The organism is Glutamicibacter sp. B1 (genome assembly GCF_039602135.1).
GTDB classification, from domain to species: Bacteria; Actinomycetota; Actinomycetes; order Actinomycetales; family Micrococcaceae; genus Glutamicibacter; species Glutamicibacter ectropisis.
Window position 1 is genome coordinate 1,320,922 of the sequence record NZ_CP125942.1, and the last position, 20,406, is coordinate 1,341,327.

21 protein-coding genes and 1 pseudogene are annotated in these 20,406 nt (G+C 55.4%); 15 read left to right on the plus strand and 7 right to left on the minus strand.

Going from position 1 to position 20,406, the window contains the following annotated elements; genetic code table 11:
- Nucleotides 1-195: 195 nt before the first annotated feature.
- The 4 genes from QMQ05_RS06205 (at nt 196) to QMQ05_RS06220 (ending at nt 4,716) form a co-directional block, all read left to right on the plus strand.
- Nucleotides 196-447, plus strand: a complete 252-nt coding sequence (locus tag QMQ05_RS06205) for a DUF3039 domain-containing protein (protein WP_022876321.1) — start codon at nt 196-198, stop codon at nt 445-447.
- A gap of 55 nt (nt 448-502) precedes the next feature.
- Entirely contained in the window at nt 503-2,269 is a 1,767-nt protein-coding gene (locus QMQ05_RS06210) for a DEAD/DEAH box helicase (protein ID WP_058253986.1), read from the plus strand.
- Nucleotides 2,270-2,303: 34 nt separating this feature from the next.
- Nucleotides 2,304-4,016: a bifunctional lysylphosphatidylglycerol flippase/synthetase MprF gene (locus QMQ05_RS06215; RefSeq protein ID WP_345473892.1), complete on the plus strand. Its 1,713-nt coding sequence runs from the start codon at nt 2,304-2,306 to the stop codon at nt 4,014-4,016.
- A 61-nt stretch (nt 4,017-4,077) separates the two neighbouring features.
- On the plus strand, nt 4,078-4,716 hold the full coding sequence (locus tag QMQ05_RS06220; RefSeq protein ID WP_345473894.1) for a DUF998 domain-containing protein: 639 nt from the start codon (nt 4,078-4,080) through the stop codon (nt 4,714-4,716).
- 48 nt (nt 4,717-4,764) lie between these two features.
- Here QMQ05_RS06220 and QMQ05_RS06225 read toward each other — a convergent pair whose 3' ends face one another.
- The 3 genes from QMQ05_RS06225 to QMQ05_RS06235 all read right to left on the minus strand — a co-directional run bounded on the left by QMQ05_RS06225 (nt 4,765) and on the right by QMQ05_RS06235 (nt 7,429).
- Nucleotides 4,765-5,364, minus strand: a complete 600-nt coding sequence (locus QMQ05_RS06225) for a dihydrofolate reductase family protein (protein WP_345473896.1) — start codon at nt 5,362-5,364, stop codon at nt 4,765-4,767.
- A 95-nt stretch (nt 5,365-5,459) separates the two neighbouring features.
- Nucleotides 5,460-6,053, minus strand: a complete 594-nt coding sequence (locus tag QMQ05_RS06230) for an isochorismatase family protein (RefSeq protein ID WP_345473898.1) — start codon at nt 6,051-6,053, stop codon at nt 5,460-5,462.
- A gap of 77 nt (nt 6,054-6,130) precedes the next feature.
- Nucleotides 6,131-7,429 carry a nicotinate phosphoribosyltransferase gene (locus tag QMQ05_RS06235; RefSeq protein ID WP_345473900.1) on the minus strand — a complete coding sequence of 433 codons (1,299 nt, stop codon included), beginning with the start codon at nt 7,427-7,429 and terminating at the stop codon, nt 6,131-6,133.
- 144 nt (nt 7,430-7,573) lie between these two features.
- On the opposite strand from QMQ05_RS06235, the gene clpS reads away from it, so the two are divergent.
- The 6 genes and pseudogenes from clpS (at nt 7,574) to rdgB (ending at nt 11,838) form a co-directional block, all read left to right on the plus strand.
- Entirely contained in the window at nt 7,574-7,858 is a 285-nt protein-coding gene (gene clpS / locus QMQ05_RS06240; protein WP_334122800.1) for an ATP-dependent Clp protease adapter ClpS, read from the plus strand.
- Between the two features lie 2 nt (nt 7,859-7,860).
- Nucleotides 7,861-8,439, plus strand: a complete 579-nt coding sequence (locus QMQ05_RS06245; protein ID WP_345473902.1) for a DUF2017 domain-containing protein — start codon at nt 7,861-7,863, stop codon at nt 8,437-8,439.
- Between the two features lie 3 nt (nt 8,440-8,442).
- Complete coding sequence (gene murI, locus QMQ05_RS06250) at nt 8,443-9,366, plus strand: glutamate racemase (protein ID WP_345473904.1); 924 nt, start codon at nt 8,443-8,445, stop codon at nt 9,364-9,366.
- A pseudogene (locus QMQ05_RS06255) lies at nt 9,363-10,157 on the plus strand (MBL fold metallo-hydrolase); the annotation flags it as partial. The gene murI and the pseudogene QMQ05_RS06255, both read left to right, overlap by 4 nt.
- A gap of 314 nt (nt 10,158-10,471) precedes the next feature.
- Nucleotides 10,472-11,206 (plus strand): ribonuclease PH, encoded by a 735-nt coding sequence (rph, locus tag QMQ05_RS06260; protein ID WP_345473906.1) that lies wholly within the window; start codon nt 10,472-10,474, stop codon nt 11,204-11,206.
- Complete coding sequence (gene rdgB / locus QMQ05_RS06265) at nt 11,203-11,838, plus strand: RdgB/HAM1 family non-canonical purine NTP pyrophosphatase (protein ID WP_345473908.1); 636 nt, start codon at nt 11,203-11,205, stop codon at nt 11,836-11,838. The genes rph and rdgB overlap by 4 nt, the downstream gene beginning before the upstream one ends.
- A 91-nt stretch (nt 11,839-11,929) precedes the next feature.
- Here rdgB and QMQ05_RS06270 read toward each other — a convergent pair whose 3' ends face one another.
- The 3 genes from QMQ05_RS06270 to QMQ05_RS06280 are packed head-to-tail and all read right to left on the minus strand — an operon-like array spanning nt 11,930 to nt 15,166.
- Nucleotides 11,930-13,771, minus strand: coding sequence for a CotH kinase family protein (locus QMQ05_RS06270; protein ID WP_345473910.1), 1,842 nt, complete (start codon nt 13,769-13,771; stop codon nt 11,930-11,932).
- A 7-nt stretch (nt 13,772-13,778) separates the two neighbouring features.
- Nucleotides 13,779-14,552: a polyphosphate polymerase domain-containing protein gene (locus QMQ05_RS06275; RefSeq protein ID WP_345473912.1), complete on the minus strand. Its 774-nt coding sequence runs from the start codon at nt 14,550-14,552 to the stop codon at nt 13,779-13,781.
- Nucleotides 14,549-15,166 carry a DUF4956 domain-containing protein gene (locus QMQ05_RS06280; RefSeq protein WP_345473914.1) on the minus strand — a complete coding sequence of 206 codons (618 nt, stop codon included), beginning with the start codon at nt 15,164-15,166 and terminating at the stop codon, nt 14,549-14,551. Before QMQ05_RS06280 ends, QMQ05_RS06275 begins: the two co-directional genes overlap by 4 nt.
- Before the next feature lie 328 nt (nt 15,167-15,494).
- Here QMQ05_RS06280 and QMQ05_RS06285 point away from each other — a divergent pair, with 328 nt between their 5' ends.
- The 5 genes from QMQ05_RS06285 (at nt 15,495) to QMQ05_RS06305 (ending at nt 19,384) form a co-directional block, all read left to right on the plus strand.
- Entirely contained in the window at nt 15,495-15,854 is a 360-nt protein-coding gene (locus tag QMQ05_RS06285; RefSeq protein ID WP_082635379.1) for a GntR family transcriptional regulator, read from the plus strand.
- 30 nt (nt 15,855-15,884) lie between these two features.
- Complete coding sequence (locus QMQ05_RS06290; RefSeq protein WP_345473918.1) at nt 15,885-16,799, plus strand: ABC transporter ATP-binding protein; 915 nt, start codon at nt 15,885-15,887, stop codon at nt 16,797-16,799.
- Complete coding sequence (locus tag QMQ05_RS06295) at nt 16,796-17,491, plus strand: hypothetical protein (protein WP_334122808.1); 696 nt, start codon at nt 16,796-16,798, stop codon at nt 17,489-17,491. The genes QMQ05_RS06290 and QMQ05_RS06295 overlap by 4 nt, the downstream gene beginning before the upstream one ends.
- Nucleotides 17,492-17,672: 181 nt before the next feature.
- A complete protein-coding gene (locus QMQ05_RS06300) occupies nt 17,673-18,173 on the plus strand; it encodes an SRPBCC domain-containing protein (protein ID WP_334122809.1) in 501 nt (166 codons plus the stop codon).
- A gap of 209 nt (nt 18,174-18,382) precedes the next feature.
- The gene (locus tag QMQ05_RS06305) at nt 18,383-19,384 is read left to right on the plus strand and encodes an exonuclease domain-containing protein (protein WP_334122810.1); all 1,002 of its coding nucleotides are present in this window, start codon (nt 18,383-18,385) and stop codon (nt 19,382-19,384) included.
- Nucleotides 19,385-19,454: 70 nt separating this feature from the next.
- On the opposite strand, the gene QMQ05_RS06310 is transcribed toward QMQ05_RS06305, so the two are convergent.
- Complete coding sequence (locus tag QMQ05_RS06310; RefSeq protein ID WP_345473923.1) at nt 19,455-20,393, minus strand: ADP-ribosylglycohydrolase family protein; 939 nt, start codon at nt 20,391-20,393, stop codon at nt 19,455-19,457.
- Nucleotides 20,394-20,406: the final 13 nt, after the last annotated feature.

The window sequence follows — 20,406 nt, forward strand, 5'->3', positions numbered from 1 at the left end:
GTCATTGCGTCAGCAAAATGCTGGGGTGAGACCGCGTGTCGTTTTGTTGTTAAAACTCCATGAATCACAGTTGCTGGATCGGCCTAAAAGCGCGCATGTGGAGGCGGAAGCACAAAGACTTTTGGCAGTGGATGTGGACAAGCTCCCATGCTGAACGGACTCGCAAAGCAGGTAATTCGTACTAGACTTGAAGGCATGGTGGAACAGTCTGAAGAAACTCGTGGCGGCACAGCGACGATCGAACGGACCGAGACAACTCAGAGTGTCGAGGCTGGCGATCATGAGCGTTTTGCCCATTACGTGCAGAAGGAAAAGATCATGGAATCGGCGCTGTCCGGTGAGCCAGTGATCGCCCTGTGCGGCAAGGTATGGACCCCAGGTCGAGACCCCAAGAAGTTCCCGGTATGCCCTGAGTGCAAGGAAGTTTACGACTCCTTGATGGGGTAGTGCCCGAGAACGAACAGCACTACTTCACACACAGCACGCGGCCGGGAAAAGGTAAATGACCGAGACACTTTTTGATTTTGGCGACAAACTTCCACTGGAAGACAAGCTCCCTGTAGCGTATCCAGAACGTGCGGCCTGGGGAACCGGGCCGAAACTTCGCGCCTGGCAGGCCGAAGCCTTGGCTCAATACTTTGAGACCGAGCCCAAGGACTTCATGGCCGTGGCTACCCCCGGCGCAGGTAAAACTACCTTCGCACTGCGCTTGGCCAAGGTGCTCATCGATTCGGGCAAAATCAATCGCATGATTGTTGTCGCGCCGACCGACCACCTGAAAAAGCAGTGGGCCGACGCGGCAGCCCGAGTTGGTATTGCACTGGACCCTAATTACAAGAATTCTGATGGGCGCCACGGCTCGCACTATTTGGGTGTTGTGGTGACCTATGCCCAGGTGGCCCTCAAGCCTGCAGTGCATCGTGCCAAGACCGAAAATGCTCGGACCTTGGTGATCATGGATGAGGTCCACCACGCAGGTGACGCCCTGTCCTGGGGCGACGGTATCCGCGAAGCGTTTGAGCCAGCAACACGACGTTTGGCCTTGACCGGTACCCCGTTCCGTTCCGACGCGGCCCCCATTCCTTTTGTGCAGTACGTCGATGAGGGCGATGGAATTCGCCGTTCCAAGGCGGACTACACCTACGGTTACGGCAATGCGCTTGCTGACCACGTGGTTCGCCCGGTGCTCTTCATGGCTTACTCGGGCAACATGCGCTGGCGTACCGCTGCCGGCGAGGAAATGGAAGCGAACCTCGGCGAGGGATTCACCAAAGACGTCACCGCTCATGCGTGGCGTACCGCCTTAGATCCGCACGGCGATTGGATACCTTCGGTGCTCCGTGCTGCGGACCGACGTCTTTCCGAGGTCCGTCGTACAGTGAAAGATGCCGGTGGCCTGATTATCGCCACCGATCACGAGGACGCCCGCGGTTACGCCACTCAGCTTGAAGCGATCTGTGGCGAAAAAGTCACGACCATCCTCTCCGATGATCCCAAAGCCTCCGAGAAGATCGATGAATTCTCGGCCTCCGAAGCCCGGTGGATGGTCGCCGTGCGCATGGTGTCGGAGGGCGTTGACGTGCCCCGATTGTGCGTCGGTGTGTATGCGACGAGCACTTCGACTCCGCTGTTCTTTGCCCAGGCGGTTGGACGCTTTGTGCGTAGCCGCAAGCGTGGGGAAGTAGCGAGCGTGTTCTTGCCTTCCGTGCCGATTCTGATGGCTTTAGCCAACGAGATGGAAGTCGAGCGCGACCACGCGCTGGATAAGGAAGGCTCCAAGGACGAGGACGGTCTGGACGATTCACTTCTTGAGGCTGCCAATAAGGAAGAGAAGGCTAGCGATGAGCTGGCGCGCAATAAGTTTGAAGCTCTGAATTCGCAGGCTTCCTTTGACCGTGTGCTCTTTGACGGTGGCGAATTTGGTACCGGTGCAGATATCGGTAGTGATGAAGAACTAGGATTCCTTGGCATTCCAGGCTTATTGGAGACCGACCAGGTTTCTGAACTGTTGCGCAAACAACAGAGCAAGCAGATTAACCGTGGTGGCACAAAACCCGAGCCGGTCTCTGATCACCGCCGAATGATGGAATTGCGTACCAAACTCTCCAAGAACGTTTCGGCGTGGGCTGCCCGTACGGGAACGCCCCATGGACAGATTCACAATAAGCTGCGCAGCATTTGTGGCGGACCGGCAGTGCCTCAGGCCACCGCCGATCAGCTACAGGCTCGTATCGACAAATTGCAGGACTGGTTCGTCGGTCGCAAATAAGCCTGCTGACAGGTACTAGTGCCATAATTCTGCCATGGCTAAAAATGAATTATCGGTAGCAGCCCGGGTCCATCGACGAGATCGCGCTCGGGCTGCTGCTTCGTATCTAGCCATCTTTTTGGGTTTGATCAGCCTGTTCGCCCCGGTGATCGCCCACTTAGCCGGAGCCGCGCCACTGTTGTTTTCCGGCCCGTTAGCGGCCTTCCCTCCCTTTCTTTATCAAATTTCGCGCATCTACATTATTTTTGGAAGCTTCAGCCTCTTTGTGATGGCGCGATACCTTCGCTCGGGCAACCGACTTGCGTGGGGAGTTTCGATAGCGTTGCTGGTGCTCATTGCGCTCTTCAATATTGGAAAGACCATTGATTGGCCGGTGGCGGTGCTCAGCCTCGCGGGGGCGGCGTGGTTGGCTGCAAAGCAAGCCGCGTTCCCGGTACGCCCCGGAAAGGTCCTCACTCGGCGCTCGCTGTTGGTCGGTGGCGCGGTGCTTCTCTTGGCGACCATCATTGCTGTCGGATTGTTGATCCATCTCGTTCGAGATAATGCAATGAGTCTAGGCGATGGAGTACGTACGCTCTTTAGTTCACTGGATGTGGAACTTCACGAACGCGGCGAGCACCCGCGACTAGAACTGCTGCTGGCCTTGGTGCTGAGCATTGTGGGTTTGGTGATGTGGCACCTGCATGTGGCCAATCACGCCAGAGAGATTGGTGCACAGGAACACCACGAAGCACGTGAACGGGCCCGCAGTGTGATCGATGCTTATGGCGGCGGTACCCTGGACTATTTTGCCTTGCGCGATGACAAAGAATGGTTCTTCCTCAAAGACTCGGTGCTCGCCTACGCTATTCGTGGCTCGGTCTGCTTGGTGTCTCCGGATCCTATTGGCCCGGCCGAGCAACGCGAGGAAATCTGGGCCGAGTTCATGCTCTGGGCAGAACACCATGGCTTGGCCGTGAGCGTACTGGCGGCGGGCGAAGAGTGGCTACCGATCTATGAGGACAGCGGTCTGCACACGGTGTATCTGGGAGACGAAGCCATTGTGGACTGCCAGAATTTTTCATTGGCAGGCAAGAAGTCAAAGTCTTTGAGACAAGGACACGCCAGAATCGTACGTGCCGGATATTCGGTACAGCACGTTGACCCCTTGCAAATCTCCGATCAGCTCAAGCAACGACTGGAAGCGTTGAGCCTGCAGAGCCGCCAAGGTGAGGTTGAGCGTGGTTTTTCGATGACTCTTTCGCGCCTGTTCGATCCTGAGGACAAAGGGCTGATGCTCTCGATTGCCTTCGATGCTCAAGGGATTGCCCAAGCGTTTATCCAGTGGATGCCAGCCTCTGCAGCTAACGGCTGGTCGCTGGACGTGATGCGCCGGAGCACTGCTGAGGACATGCCAGGTGGGCTCATGGATTTCATCATCATTGAGACCATCGGGAAACTGGCTACTGAAGGCAAACACGGACTGGGGTTGAACTTTGCGGTCTTGCGCGATGCCGTGGCAGAAGACAAAAATTCATCACGGTTCGAGAAGCTGGTGGCCCAACAAGCATCCAAACATGCTCAAGTCGCTTCACTATGGAAATTTAACTCAAAATACGACCCACAGTGGCAACCGCGCTATGCGGCAGTTGGAACCATGGACCTATGGTTAGCCCAAGGACTAAGCATGGCTCATGCCGAAGGCCTGGCCGAGTTCCCCTCCTTACCTTCCTTCGCCTCTGCGGCAACAGGAAGGAACAAAAAGTGATTTCCGCGGTCAACCTTTTGGTCCTTGGTGAACCGTGAAGTTCTGTGAAAGGTTAGGGCAGATGACAAAGCGCGAAAAGTATTTTCGATACGCATTGGGTTCTGGTGCGTTGGCCTATTCTTCGGGCATGCTCAGTGAAGCGCTACTGGGCTGGAAACTAGATCCACGTACGACACTATTATCTGAGTTAGCTGCCAGTGGTCATCCTGATCGAAGAGTATTCCGAGTGACAGACATCGTGGCAGGCACGTTATTCATTGGTGCCAGCGCCGTGCCACAGCACCGCCGTGCCACAACATTTCGAGTGTTATTGGCTCTGTTCGGAACTGCCACGATCGCCGATGCACTCAGCCCCCTGGACTACCCGATTTCACAAGACGAGCAGAACCCGAAGGACCAGAAGCATCGCGGTGCCCCGAGCCTTCGCCATCGGGCGCACTATCTCACAACGACTCTCGCTGGCAGCGCCGCTGCGGGAATTTGTCTGCACGATTGGCAGCTACAACGCCGTCAGTCGGGCACGGTGCGAAAGTTTGCTGGTCCCGCAGTGGTTCTTGGAGAAATCGCGGGAGTCGTGGCCTTGGCTTCCCCCAAGCTTCTACCTGGTATCGTGCAAAGGATGCAGACCCTCGGATTTACTGCCATTTGCCTGGACCTCGCTCGACGTGGGCTGGCCACTTCACCATCGCCCAAAGTGTGAACCCATCGTGACGGGGAGACTGGAGACTTGGGGATCCGCTGCGGTCGGTTACGCCTTGGTAGAAGCTTCGCTGACCCGGTCGTAGGTCAGCACCCGGATCCCTGAATCAAGTACGCTCTGTGCAACGGGTTGGAACCGATGAAACTCAAAGGGCCCGTCAAAAAGTGGGATGCCGGCGCCAATTACTGATGGATTTTGTTTCAGGATCAGTCGGTCGATTTCGGGGAGCAAACTGTGGGCTAGTTTCCCACCACCGACCAACCACAAGTCTTTTCCTGGTTCATTTTTCAGTTGGCGCACTCGTTGGCGTGCACTGCCCGGAACGATTTCAACGTCAGGGTTGTGGCTCTTGAGCGTTGTTGAGAACACCAGGTGGCGAAGGTGCCGATAGGCATCGGTGGTCCCGGCAGCCAAACCAACTTCGTAGGATGCCCTGCCTTCAAGAACAGTGTCGAAGGTAGTGCCAGGATCGGAAATCCCTAGCGCTTTCCGCGCGGCCGTGGGCAAGGCTTCGGGGTAGTGTTCGATCATAAAACTGATCAGGTCTTGCGCTAAGGGGAAGAATTCTGCGCCACTAGGATCACCACCATCGGGCCCGGCAATGTAGCCGTCCAAAGTTGTGGCCACGTAGTACACGAGCTTGCGCATGTCGGTCCGTTCCAGGAGGCAAAAGTGTGCCCCCAGCATGCCCACGGAGTGAGTCCACGGTCAAGTGCCCTAGAGGATCAGAGCTCGGTTCGCACCTAGCCCAGAGTTAGAACCGTGACTCCGGCATCGCGTAATTCATCATGAACGGCGGGCAGGTTTTCGGGTGTGACAGCAGCTGTCAGTGGCGAGATGACTGTGGCGCTGAAACCCTCAGCCACAGCGTCCAAGGCCGTGGCGCGCACGCAGTGATCCGCTGCCAATCCGACAATATCCACGGTGGTGATGCCTGCTTCGCGCAACCACGGGGCCAACAACGGGCCACTTTCATCGTCAATAGGGGCACCGTCGATGAGCTCGCGTGCTTCAAATCCTGAATAGGCGGCGGTGAAACGGCCCTTGGCAAAATGCGCGTCGACCGGCGTATCTTTGAGCAGCGGGTGTAGCTCGGCTCCGGCGGTTCCAGCAATACAATGTGGTGGCCACGAATCAACGTAGTCTGGCGTTGATGAAAAGTGGGCTCCGGGCTCAATGTGCCAGTCTTGCGTGGTGATCACGGCCGAATAACTCTGGCGGCGTTCGGCAATATCGCTGGCGATCGCTGCAGCAACGGCATTTCCGCCCGCTACGGCCAGGGCACCGCCCTCGCAAAAGTCAGGTTGCAGATCAATGATCAGCAGGGCTCGAGTCATGGCTTGCTCCTTGATGCGGGCCGTTGAATTCACCTTGTGAATAGGCTACGGCCCGCAACTGAGATTTTCGTGTGTTTTCAGTTCTGAATCATGATCGTTGGAATGACCGGTTCGCCACGCTGCAACTTGCGAGCAACGCCAGGCAGTTCTTGGATCGATGCGCGATGACGTTCGGTGGCTTTCTGTACCCCGGAAGCACCGGTGTAGGACTGATCAATTTCGCCATTGACCACCAGCGGCACCACGAGTTCGCGTTCTGGTCCACCGGTGGTGTGCTCGGTGGTGGAGACAACTTCCGCCACAGCGCGGTCACGGTCATTGAGCTGACGTACCGCGTGCTTGCGACCGCCAATACTAGCCTTATTTGCGGCGGCTTTGGCCACGGGGATCCACTCGCCGGCATCATCTTGACGCGCAACAAGCTTGTAAACCATTGAAGCGGTGGGGTGCCCGGAACCGGTGACCAGGGCGGTGCCTACGCCGTAGGAATCAACCGGGGCGCTGGCCAAGGCAGCGATAGCGTATTCGTCCAAGTCCGAGGTGACGGTGATCTTCGTGTTCCAGTTGCCTAGATCATCAAGTAACTGGCGGACCCAACCGGCCTGTTGCACCAGATCACCAGAATCGAGGCGAACCCCGCCGAGTTCAGGACCGGCGACCTCAACGGCGGTGCGAACACCTTGTTCGACATCGTAGGTATCCACCAACAAGATCGTGTCCTTACCCAGCGAAGCTACCTGCGCTTCAAAGGCGGCGCGCTCCGAATCGTGCAGCAGGGTGAAGGAGTGGGCAGAGGTTCCCACGGTCTTTAGCCCGTAACGAGCACCTGCCTCCAAATTTGAGGTCGAAGCGAAACCGGCAATCATCGCTGCGCGGGCTGCGGCAACGGCCGATTCTTCGTGGGTGCGTCGCGATCCCATTTCGATGCAGGGGCGGTCACCGGCCGAGGCGATCATGCGCGAGGCGGCCGAGGTGATGGCCGAGTCGTGATTCATGACCGAAAGCAGGTAGGTTTCTACCACGCAGGCTTCGGCGAAGGTGGATTCGACGGTTAGCAGGGGAGAGTTAGGGAAATACAGCTCGCCCTCGGCGTAACCGGAGATGTTCCCGCTGAATCGGTAGTTTTCCAAGTACTTGATGGTCTGTGCGTTGACGACCTTGTTGTCTTTGAGGAAGCGCAGCTGCTCGTCGTCAAAGTGAAAATCAGCCAATCCTTCAAGCAAGCGTCCGGTGCCGCCAACAACTCCATAGCGACGTCCCTCAGGCAAGCGCCGTGCGAACGCTTCAAACACGGAAGGGCGGTGGGCCGCACCGGACTCGAGTGCCGCCTGAAGCATGGTCAACTCGTAGTGGTCGGTGAAGAGGCTGGTGCGCATGGGACGCTCCTGAAGATCGAAAAAGTATCAGCGGTGGTGCTGCCTGTACTAGCAGACCGGTTTTTACTGTATAACGGCTCACGCTGAAGATGATATTTACCGTGTCCTGCGTGGCGTTCAGAATCGACGCGTAAAATAGAAATTATGACCGCAATGCCCGATGTACTTCCCGAAATCGAAACCGCCGCCACGTATGAAAAGCCATGGCGCTTGATTGTGTGGAATGACCCGGTGAACTTGATGAGCTACGTGGCCTACGTGTTCCGTTCCTACTTTGGATTCACGGCTGAAAAGGCTGAACAGCTCATGCTGCAGGTGCACCATGACGGATTCTGCAATGTGCGCAGCGGTAGCCGTGAAGCCATCGAATCAGATGTCCAAGCGATGCACGGATTCGGGCTCAACGCGACCATGACCCAGGAGGCCTAAGGGTGGCCAAGGCCTTCAAATACGGTGCCCACGGAATTACTGGCACCCTGCATTCTGCTGAGCGTAAGTTACTGCGCGAACTCTTTGGTGACGTGATCACCATGCTGGAAGAGCGTGCACTTGTACACCAGCTTCCTGACGATATCGACCCCTTGTACGCACTAACTGGAATGCGACCTGAGTCGATGGATCTGCCGGCGGTCACTGATCCGGCACTGTCTAAACTTCTACCTGATGCCAGCGATGACCCTGTTGTAGCAGCAGAACACCGCCGACTGACCGAAGCCGACTTGATTGCACAGAAGACTGGCCGATTGCGCGAGGCCCAGTTCCTGATGGAAACCGACAAGATTGTGCTGGAAAAAGAGAATGCACAACGCTTTGCGCAGGCGCTGAATGATGTCCGGCTCGTTTTGGCCGAACGCCTTGAAATTCGAGACGAACAGGATGCTGAACGCGTCTCTGAAGTCTTGGACGCGGCGGAGGTTGAAACCCCTGAAGAGTATCTAGCGTTGGTTTATAACTTGGTCTCCTGGGTGCAGGATACGTTGATGAGCGCCCTGATGGATGCGGAGTATTAATCGATGAATTCCTATTTTGCTACCGAGCAAGTTTCTGTTCCTGATGCCGATACGCCGATCGGCATCTTTGACTCGGGCGTTGGTGGACTGACCGTAGCTCGCGCAGTGATTGATCAGCTCCCGGGCGAATCACTGATCTATGTTGGTGATACGGCAAACTCGCCTTACGGACCCTTGCCGATTGCTCAGGTGCGTGCCAACGCATTGGGCGTCATGGATGAGCTGGTGGATGCAGGCGTGAAATTACTGGTGATCGCCTGCAACTCTGCGTCGGCCGCGGTCTTGCGTGATGCTCGAGAACGCTACACCGCTAGATACGGAATTCCGGTGGTGGAAGTCATTCAGCCTGCAGTACGCCGTGCAGTGGCTGGCTCCAAGAACGGCAAGATCGGCATCATCGGTACGCAAGCTACGGTCGGTTCGCGGGCCTACGAGGATGCCTTCGCTGCTGCCCCTGATCTTCAAGTGACTTCCGTGGCCTGCCCGCGTTTTGTGGAGTTCGTGGAATCAGGAATTACTGCCGGCCCAGAACTTCTGCAGATCGCGCAGGAATATTTGGCGCCACTTCAAGAAGCTGGCGTGGACACCCTGATTTTGGGGTGCACCCACTACCCATTGTTGACCGGTGTTATTTCTTATGTCATGGGTGATGGTGTCACCTTGGTTTCCAGTGCCGAAGAAACTGCCAAGGATGTTTTCCGTGCATTAACGCGTCATTCATTGGTGCGCGAAGATGGTGTCGCGGCGCGTCATGAGTTCCTTGCCACAGGCAACGCTGATAGTTTTGGTGTACTGGCTCGCCGTTTCCTCGGACCCGAGGTTTTGCAGGTGCGCCACGTGGACCATGTGGCCGCCCACTACCCGACCGGTGCGATTGCGCGGATTACTCCGCAAATGATTGCCGCGTCGAAAGCGAGAAACGAATGAAGCTGACCATCATCGGATGCACCGGGTCGTTTCCTGGACCGGGATCTCCTGCGTCCTGTTACCTGGTGTCCGCCTTTGATGGCACGCGCGACTGGAAGATTCTCCTAGATTTAGGTTCCGGCGCGCTGGGCGTTCTGCAACGCTACACAGATCTTAAAGACATTGATGGGATCATGATTTCCCATCTACACCCGGATCACTGCATGGACCTTTGCGGTCTACATGTGGCGATTCGTTGGGATCCTAATGGCTGGGGTCGTGAACGCATGCTGGTGCACGGACCAGCAGCGACCGCCAACCGGATCGAAACTGCCTACTCCTTGCCCGATGGTGACACCATGGCCAAGGACTATGACTTCCAGGTGTGGACGCCGAATAAACCAGTAAAAATTGGGCCCTTCACCATCACGCCTTATCCGGTGCGTCACCCGATTGAGGAAGCCTACGCCTTGCGCGTGGAGGCCAGCGAACCGGGCCCGGATGGCGAAATGCTCACGAGTGTTTTGACGTACTCGGGGGACACCGACACCTGTGATGGCCTGGTCGAAGCAGCCAAAGGCGCGGATATGTTCCTCTGTGAGGCTGCCTTCGAAGAAGGCCGCGATGATCATATCGACGGCGTTCACCTGACCGGTAAACGAGCTGGCGATATGGCTACTGCTGCCGGCGCTGAACGCATGCTACTCACACACATTCCGGTGTGGACCGATATCAATAAGGTTGTGGAAGAAGCTAAGGGAACTTACTCCGGCGGTATTGCTGTGGCAGTATCCGGCGTGACCTATGGCGTGTACTCGGGAAGCCTGAAAGAAGATAAAGATCCTTCTCTCTTTAGAGGGGAGCGCGGTACCGATTATTTGAAGACGCGTACCGGCACCTTGCCCACCATTTCTTATGAAAAGACGCGTAAGTTCCCACTACTTAAACGTAAAAAATAAATATCTAACGAAAGATCAGCATCATCGAAACGGCCAGCTTCGTTGCGGTGGTGCTGATTTTTTGTTGCACTCTTAGACAATGCTCTATATCGCCACGAGGTGTATTTCACCGTAACTCTCTGGCGAGCACGTGAAGATCATCGGGTACGCGTGGTTAGGATGGAATCATGACTTTACGCGCTGACGGCCGAGGAGCCGCGCAACTTCGAGACATCACCATCACCCGCGGCTGGTCCGCCCAGGCCGAGGGCTCTGCACTGATTGAATTCGGTAACACCCGAGTACTGTGCACCGCTTCGTTCACCGAGGGCGTGCCACGCTGGCTCAAGGGACAGGGCACCGGATGGGTCACCGCCGAATATGCCATGTTGCCACGTGCCACTAACACCCGTAATTCCCGCGAATCGGTCAAGGGCAAACTCTCGGGACGTACCCACGAAATTTCGCGTCTGATCGGTCGTTCGCTACGTGCCGTTGTTGATACCAAGGCCTTGGGCGAAAACACCATCGTGTTGGACTGTGACGTGTTGCAGGCTGACGGTGGCACTCGTACCGCGGCCATCACCGGTGCCTACGTGGCGCTGTCTGAAGCAATTACCTGGGCTCGCTCGCAGGGCATCGTGAAAGAGAACGCCAAGGTTCTCACCGACTCGGTGGCCGCGATCTCCGTGGGCATCATCGACGGAACCCCAATGCTTGATTTGCCGTACGAAGAAGACGTCCGAGCAGAGACCGACATGAACGTTGTTGTCACCGGCTCCGGCGACTTTGTTGAGGTTCAGGGCACCGCCGAAGGTGTTCCTTTTAAGCGTGCCGAATTGGATGCTCTGCTTGATCTTGCTTTGGGCGGAACCAACGAACTGGCACAGATCCAGCGCGAAACGTTGAAGATCTCCAAATGAGCCAGCCAGTCCTTGTTCTCGCATCGCACAACCAGGGCAAACTGCGTGAGCTACGCGAATTGTTGCGTGGACAGGTCCCTGGGTTAGACGTTGACACTCAAGTCATTGACGCAGCCACCGCTGGGGCTACCGACCCAGTGGAAGACCAGGTCACCTTTGAAGGCAACGCGCTGAAAAAGGCCCGCGAAATTGCCGCGTCGACCGGGCTGATTGCGCTCGCCGATGATTCTGGTCTGAGCGTTGATGTTCTTGGTGGTGCTCCAGGAATCTTTTCCGCCCGCTGGTCTGGGGTCCACGGAAATGATGAAGCGAATATTGATCTATTGCTTGCGCAGTTGGGCGATATCGCTGTGGAGCACCGTGGTGCGCAGTTTGTCTGCGCCGCTGCCTTAGCGACTCCGGCCGGCGATGAATTCGTTGAACTGGGCAAGGTGGAAGGCCTGCTACGCACGGAACGCGCTGGTGATCATGGATTTGGTTATGACCCAATCTTTGAACCTGTCGGGGCCGGAAAATCGATGGCAGAGCATACGCCACAGGAGAAGAACGCGATCTCTCATCGTGCTCGAGCCTTTGCTGCCTTGCTTCCCACCATTGTTGAGGCTGTCAGCAAAGCGATTAGCAACGGCTAATCTTTGGTAACGCAACGCCAGCCAGTGACTACTTTGCGGTAGTCGCTGGCTGGCGTTGTGCATTAGGCCGGATGATTGATCCGGTCAGTTTTTAGGAACTGGAAGTGGCCGAGGCGCTTGGCGTAGCATCATCCTCTTCAGTTTTTGGTGCCGTGGAAGGCTGCTGCGTATTCGGCGTCGTGCCATCGGCTGATTCAGAAGTGAAGTGCGAGCGGATGGAATCTGCTTCGCTACTTACCGTGTCAGCATCAATGAGATCACTCGCTTCGTTATTCAACAGCGTGGTCCACTTAGTCAGGATTTCTTCGGCAGTGCCCGACTCGTAGAGCTTATTGGTCAGCTCGGTCTTGGCCGCTTCATACTGTGCCTTGAAGTTTTCGTCGGCGAGGAAGCGGGTCACCAATGCGTTGGATTTTCCGCCCATCGACCGGCCACCGTTTTGACCTCCGGCAGCCTTGTCGTCCGTGGTCTTAGTATCGCCATCGGTAGCTGTCTTGCCGTCCGAGGAATTGTCATCGGTTGACTTCTGGTCTGTGGAATTTTGATCAGTGGAGTTCTTGTCGGTGGAGTTCTGATCAGACGAGTTCTGATCTGGGGGAGTCATATTGCCTCCAGGAGCGCCACCCTGACCATTCATTTCAGGACGTTGCCCTCCACCGCCACCACCGAATGACAGGCCGTCTGGCATCTCTCCGTTAGCTAGATCCTTGAGAACATCGATCAGTTCGGTGCCATCCTCCAAAGTCATCTGATCGGGGAGCTCGACGCCATCTGGAACCGTACCCGCCTCAATCTGTTTCTTCGCATCCTCTAGTTCTAGACCGTCAGGGAGCATGCTGGTCAGCAGCGAATCGGTGTCCATCTTGCCTGGGCCACCGGCGTTGCCGCCACCCATGCCTCCGCCTTGACCGCCGCCCATGCCGCCGCCTTGGCCTCCTCCCATACCGCCGAAGGAAAGGTTCTGATCCCAAGCGACAACTGTCATCGTTTTCGATTCGCTGTCATATCGGAGGAATGAATTGTTGCCTGGGCCGTCAATGTCATCAGTATTCGATACCAAATCTTGCATGGCCAAGTACGTAGCGAACTGATCCGTATCTAGATAGTCGGAGAGCTTGCTGGAGAAATCTTCATCGGAAGAGTTATTCACGAAGTCTAAGAAGGTAGCGATTGGGGTCAGATCATCGGTACCGGACTCAACATCGAAAGCAGATTCGTAGTCGCTGCCAGAATCACCGCGGTAGGAGTAGTCACCATCGGCATCGGCCTTGTAGGTAATTCCCTCACCTTCAAATGTTTCTTCGCTGTAGAGCTCATCAGAGGGGTTATCAATGACCAAGCGTAGTTCTGCATCTGAACCGTTCAAGGAGAACCGGGTTGCTGCAGCGTGTTCGGTGGCCAGTCCTGCTTCACCAAGCAGGTCCAGAGCGACCGCTTCATTCAGGGAAGACTCGCTCGTGTTGGTTCTCACGACGAATTCGGTTCTAGCGGAGTAGCTCTGGTTTTCCTCATATTTATCCAGACGCAGGATCCATGGGAGGGTCGCGGCGTCCGAGGATTCGTCGGTACCGCGAAGGGTGGAGTTACCCTTCAATTTCAAACCAACATTTTTGAAAGTGGTTCCGTCGATCGTGACTTCCGCGGAAATCCATTCCTTGGATCCGTCGGTGGAGTAGGCTTTCAAAGCTGCGGTGATGTCATCTGGATCAGCCGTGACACTGATTTCATGGACAGTGTCAGCATTGAAGAAGGTGGAGGTTTCGCTACTGACTTCGGTGTTGATGATGCTGTGCGACGAAGCGTTGGCTGACGTGGTGCAGCCTGCTAGGGCCAAGGCACCGATGGACAATGAGGCGACTGCCGTCATGACTCGTGGGGATCTAATACTAAAACGTCGAGGGGACTGCGCCCGATGGTTGGGTGAGTCAAACATGATGCTCCTAGGGGTGCAGGGACACTGCAGTGGATATTTTGTGTTTGGTTGTCTTGTGCCAGCGATTGGCTGGGAGATTCTGATTCAGCAGGCTCATCCCGGTAGCAAATTTGGAAATTCTCGATGGCCGAATCTGATGCCGCCACAGCAATTTGTCGGCAGGTCCGGCGTTCAGCGCCGACTTTGTTTCCACGATGATTTCATTGCATTCAAGCCGGAACCCAGTGCGTGGTTCGGTCCACACGAGGTTGTTATCTACCGTGACTCGACTGTTGGTCTCCGGGAGAAACAGCGTGGTTCGGCTGTAGGAAGAATCAATGACAGGGGTGAGGCTGGTTGGAACGATCGGGCAAGAACCCAGCTCGTGATCGAGGGTTTCCTGGATGTACTCCAGTGACTGTTCACTGAGCGCTGCGCGGTCCGCAAAGGGATGTTCAATGCGTTCTTTGACAGTCTGTTCGCGGGCGCCTTCGGTTTTGACTTCGAGATAGCACTGCTGGGTATCCATATAGCTTCTGGTGCGCACCTTAAAACGACGACGACGCGGATGAGCTGCTAGATGGAAACTGGCCAGGTCCGGGGTATCAAAGTAGACCGAAGTGTAATCCGAAGCTCGGCGCCCATCGATGGATAGCACCAGTGCTTGCTGGGCTAATAGCGGGAGCACCTGCTCAGCCTGCTGTTGGGTGAGAATGTATTTGCGGTCGGTACGGGTTTGAAGAGCTGCTGCCTCGTTGAGTTCTTCGAGGCTAATAGTCTGTAGCTGGTCGCTGAAATTCATCGGGTCTGTCCGGTAATCACTTCGTGGTTCTCTACGGTGCGTGAAGTATCTGGCTCAATCATCTTTAGACTGGGCCGCGAGTAACGGACCTTCACGATGGTCTTGTCGTTGATTAGATCCAGCTGTTGAACTACTGCCTGGTGGATGGTTGCCCCACCAAAGAGCATGCTCAGGTGTGCGTTAAGCTCATCATCATCGGCGATGGCCCGGTCCAAAACCACTTCTTGATGGCGGTAGGTAGGCAAGACCTTTGAGTGGTCTGCTACCAGCATGGCCACCAAGATCAGTGCGACCAAGGTGATTGGCAACCAGACCGGGGTCGGGCCCATGCCGGCGATCAGGCCGATGGCCAGGGCTGAGAAGTAGTAAGCAATTTCGTGCTGTTCAAGCTCGGTGGAGCGCAGACGGATGATGGACAGAACGCCGAACAGTCCCATTCCGAGTCCTGCGCTGACGGTGCTTCCGGCTAGAGCCGTCGCGACAGCGAATACACCGATGTTGATTCCGATATACGACACTGCCAAATCTCGGCGGCGGTGGCGACGTAGGTATAGGCCAAAGGTGAGGATCAGGATGGCAGCGATATCGACAGCTGCGAAAAGCAAGACGTTCATAAATTTCCTTGTAGTTCTTCGGAAAGGGGGTTGTTAAAAGTCTTGAATTACTTGCTGTGGGATTCGTAGGACATCTTCATGAGGAAGCTAAGGGGCAGGTCAGATCACACTCTCGGGAAGGGATTCCTGAGAATTTCGTAGTGGAATGTCACGCGGAATTCTGCGGTTTTTAACCTAATTTTTTGCTTCTGTATGCGTTCTTTATGCGAATCCTAAGAAAGTGAGTCCGGTAGCTCTTGCGCTTCTCTGCTAGTGGTTCTATGGTTAGTTACATGACTAACTAACTCACTAACTAACCTGGTGGGAACGAACACTGAAGGGAGCCAGCATGATCGATGACTCAAAGCCCATATTCATTCAGATTGCTGAGCTGATTGAGAACGACATTGTCTCTGGTGTTCTTGCCGAAGAAGCCCAAGTCCCATCAACCAATGAGTTCGCAGCCTTCTATCGGATCAATCCAGCCACAGCGGCAAAAGGGATCAATCGGCTCGTCGAAGATGGGCTGCTCTATAAAAAACGGGGGATCGGAATGTTCGTCACCGAAGGTGCGCCACAACGGTTACGAGAACAGCGCCGTGAAAAATTTCAGCAGCAATTTATTACGCCACTCACCGCCGAAGCTTCAAAACTAGGCATCGGCATCAACGAATTGGTGGCCATGATCAAAACCAGTTCGGATACCTAAAACTTCGTCGCAAGGCAGGGAAGGTACGTCATGACTCAAGCAACAGCAATCGCCATCCGCGATCTGACCAAAACCTACAAAGACCTCAAAGCACTCGATAACATCAACCTGGATCTGGAACCCAACCGGATCTACGGACTGCTCGGACGCAACGGTGCCGGCAAGACAACGCTGATGTCCATCTTGACCGGTCAAAACTTCCAAGACCACGGAACTGTGCAGGTCTTTGGACACGAACCCTTCGAGAACGATGCAACTCTTGCGCGGATCTGTTTCATCAGGGAATCCCAAAAATACCCCGATGACTTCAAAGTCCATCAAGCATTTGCTGCAGCTTCCCTGTTTTTTGAGAACTGGGATCAGCACCTGGCCCAAGAGCTGATGAAAGAATTTGATCTGCCGGCCAAGCGCAAAATTAAGAAACTCTCCCGCGGTCAACTCTCCGCGGTAGGAGTGATCATCGGCCTGGCCTCACGAGCTGAAATCACCTTCTTCGACGAACCATATTTGGGCCTAGACGCAGTAGCACGGCAAATCTTCTACGATCGTTTGGTCGCGGACTTCGCTGAGCATCCACGCACGATCGTGCTCTCCAGCCACCTCATTGATGAGGTCGCCAACCTGCTTGAACACGTAATCGTGATCGACAAGGGCCAGATAGTGATTGACGCCGAGGCCGAAGAACTCCGCGGAGCAGCAGTAACCGTCACAGGAGATGCCGCCAAAGTTCAAGAATTTGTCGGTACGGCGAAGGTTCTGCATCAAGATGGACTCGGTGCTCTGGCCAGCGTCACCATCGAATCCCAGCTTGATGCGGGGCGCCGCGAGCAAGCCAAGCTTATGGGACTCGATCTCAGCCCGGTGTCACTACAACAGTTCGTAGTTCGTAGCTCGTTGAGTTCAGCGAGCGAAAGAGTCGATGAAAAGTCGGAGGCTTGGTCATGAACCGCATCATCAAAGTTGCTCGAATGCAACTGATCAACAAGGCCACTTTCATTGGCATTCCGTTGATCATCTTGTTCAGCTCATTCCTTTTTACCGTGGTGATCTGGTGGCTGGTCCGCCGAAACGATGCTGAAGGTATCCTTTACGGCGGCGGGGCTCAAGCCCCGATGTGGTACTTTCTTGCCCTAGGCATTCAAGCCTTGACCCTCACTTTCCCCTTCTCCCTAGGGATGAGCATTTCGCGTCGGAGTTTTTATCTGGGGACATTGGCCTTGTTCGCAACCTGCGCCCTCGTACTCTCGGTCTTCTACTACCTCATGGGATTGTTGGAGACGGCTACCGGGGGTTGGTGGTTAGACGGACGCTTCTTCGCTCTGCAATGGATTTCCGAAAATAATTGGTTCATTCAGATCATGTTCTACTTCGTACTCATGGTCCTGTTGTTCATGATCGGCTTCCTCATTGCCACGATCTACATGCGCTGGCGGCAGATGGGTATGGTCTTCTTCTTCACCTCGCTGGGCGTAGTAGTCATAGGTGCTATCGCCCTAATCACTTTCACTGATACCTGGATGCAGTTTTGGGAATGGGTGATGACATGGAGTGCCGGAGGAGTGACGCTCTGGGGAGGCCTAGTCGCCGTTCTGATGGCAGGATGCTCATATCTCACGCTACGTAAGGCAACTGCGTAGTCACATAGTTGACGAACCGGTACACGGTTCCCGTTCAAAAATGACGGGAAGCGTGCACCATTTCGTTTTGTTCGCTGGCACCCTTGGGCCAAGAACGATCCTTGCTATTCTCGGTAAGTACCAGGGTGAAAGTTGGCTTTCAAACCAAAAAGTCATAGCCCGTATCCCTAGGAGGACGTGCATGAGCACCCGAGCAACCGGAACCCGCACAAGTGACGGCGCACTGGAACTCCGACGAAAATTTACCCAGTCTCCGAGTGAATTATGGTCCTACCTCGTCAATTCCGAGCGTCTGGCGTTGTGGTTCGGTACCTACAGCGGTGACCCGGATAGCGGCGCGGTGGATGTTGTGTTGCTGGCTGAAGAAGGCGCACCCAGCGAACAGGTGGAAATTCTAGAATGCGATCCTCGGGCCTGGGTACTGAAAGTACGTACAGGTGAAGGAGCGGAGAGCTGGCAACTAGAACTACAGATTCACGCTGAGGGGACAGGCAGTGAACTCATATTCCAAATGCCTGGATTGGATCCGTCCATGGCAGGCTCGGTAGGACCGGGATGGGAGTACTACCTTGACCGTCTGACTGCTGCAGTCAGTGGAGGCGATGTCGGAACCATCGATTTTGAGAAGGATTATTATCCTGCGCTGAGCGAATACTACGAGCAACTGTTTCAAGCGAAGTGACATTTCGGACCTGATGCACAGTGATGTCTGACTTCAAACTACGACATGCCCAGCGGTTAGTGCGTTCGTTCCCTACGGTCCAAATGCTGATTAGCTACAAGTCAACTGCGCTTCTATGGCTTCATGCTGCGAGCCAAACCGCCGTTGAGTACTCCGGGAGTAGAGCCTGTGATGCCAGAGTCAGGGTTTAAGCGAGTAAGCTATTGGGCGTGGCATTGGACTTCACAGCAGTAGATTTTGAGACAGCGAACGGTTTTATCGGCTCCGCCTGTTCGGTGGGCCTGGTCAAAGTACGTTCCGGAAAAATAGTTGAAACCGAACAGTGGCTGATGAAGCCACCAGAAGGTTTTGACCACTTTGATCCGCGCAATGTCTCAATCCACCACATCACCCCGGATATGGTCATTGACTCGCCACGCGTCACCCAGAAACTCCCCGAACTTCTCGATTTCATTGGACCTGATGTGTTGGTGGCACATAATTCGGCTTTTGACTCGGGAGTCATTCGGGCAGCCTCGGAGGCCAGCGAGATCCCCGTGCCGGAAATTGCGCACCTATGTACTGTGAAGCTTTCCCGTAAAGCCTATGACCTGCCCAGCTATTCATTGCCATTTGTAGCTGAAGAAGCGGGCCACCCCATCGAGAATCACCACGAGGCGCTCGCCGACTCCACCGCTTGTGCCTGGGCCATGATCGACATGGCAGGACGCAGTGGTGTTCAGTCAGTTCTTGAAGCCGCGGATCACTACGGTGTGCGTCTGGGGCTCACCTCAGCGTGGCAACCGGGCGATGAATACTCACGAGCTACCCGCGACGCCCAAGGATGGTTGGCTTCCGGGCACCCATTGCCACCACAGGACGCATTTAACAACTGGCCTCAAGAAGGGCCAAACCCGAGCCCTAATCCAGAAGCTGATCCCGGTCACCCTCTCTACGGGCAGATCATGGTCTTCACTGGCAATTTGGCCTTGCCCCGTCCACAGGCCAAGGAACTCGCTGCCGAACACGGTGCGCAAACGGCCTCACGAGTTACGCGGGCAACGACCGCACTGGTCGTGGGAGATGGCTTCGTCCCGCAAGACTTGGCTAATGGTCGTTTGACCAACAAAGCCAAGCACGTGTTGCGCCTGCGCGAAAAAGGTCAGAAAGTCACCATCATTTCTGAAGGGGAATTCATGCAGATGGTCGGCGGGTTTGGGCTGATCGCCTAAAGCACAGCAACTTAAGAAGATGAAAGCCGGCTCCTAGAAGCCGGCTTTCCTCGTCTGGTAGTAATTCTGGCTAAACTAGCAGAGCCATCCAACGATCGTGCAATTCGGAAATGATGTCATCGAGGGCGCTGGCTGGGCGTTCTCCCACCGCTTCAGTTCCATACACGGCAGCCAACAGCGCTACAGCATAGGCATCAACTTCAGGATCCCGGTCTTCCGGATTTGACACGACTGATTCAGGAGCAGCCTCAACATCTGACTCCTCCGACGACTCTTCTGCATGGTCACCAAAGTACGCGTTGTAGGCATCTTCTGGTGCGAGCGAGATGTTATCGCGAATCTTGGAAACCACCGCACGCAGAGCCGAAGCCGAAGGGCCTTCCAGATCCACCAGGAATTCATCCCATTGCGTGGCGGACTCTTCGGAGCGTTCCATCGCGGAGCGAATGATTTTTGCTGCAGCCACCGCAGTTTTAGCTGCCTGAGCGTCGTGGGTTAGGAATGCGGCCGCACGAGCCAGGGTTTCCGTGGTACCTAGCGGTACACGGGCCAAGAGCGCGGTGATGGCTGCACGCGGCAGGACACCAGTTGAGTCAGCATCGGCACCCGTCGGGCGTCCTGGCTGTCCCATATCAGCGCTGTTCAGTCCCGAGATGTTCTGTGGATCGCCATCAGCGATTTTCTCGAAGACCTCAACGTTAGAGAATTCTTTATCGATCCAGCGGCCCAGGGGCTCTGGCGCACCGGCAGGGAAGCTGCCGGTAAGTTTCTTGTAGCTACGTAGCGCAGCAAGCCACATGCAGGCTGCTTCGTCACTTGCGACACCATCACGAGCCCACTCCAACGCTTCTAGCAGGCCGTCGGCCAGGTAAAGCGGGAGGATTTCGGTGGCGCCGGGGTCGATGTCGTCGCGGGCGTGGGTTGCGCCGTCGGCTAGGCCGAGGAGGATCGCAAACACTTTGTCTGAGTAGTTCTCTGGCAGGAGTGCAGATTCACCGGATTCATTCACAGCTCCATTCTAA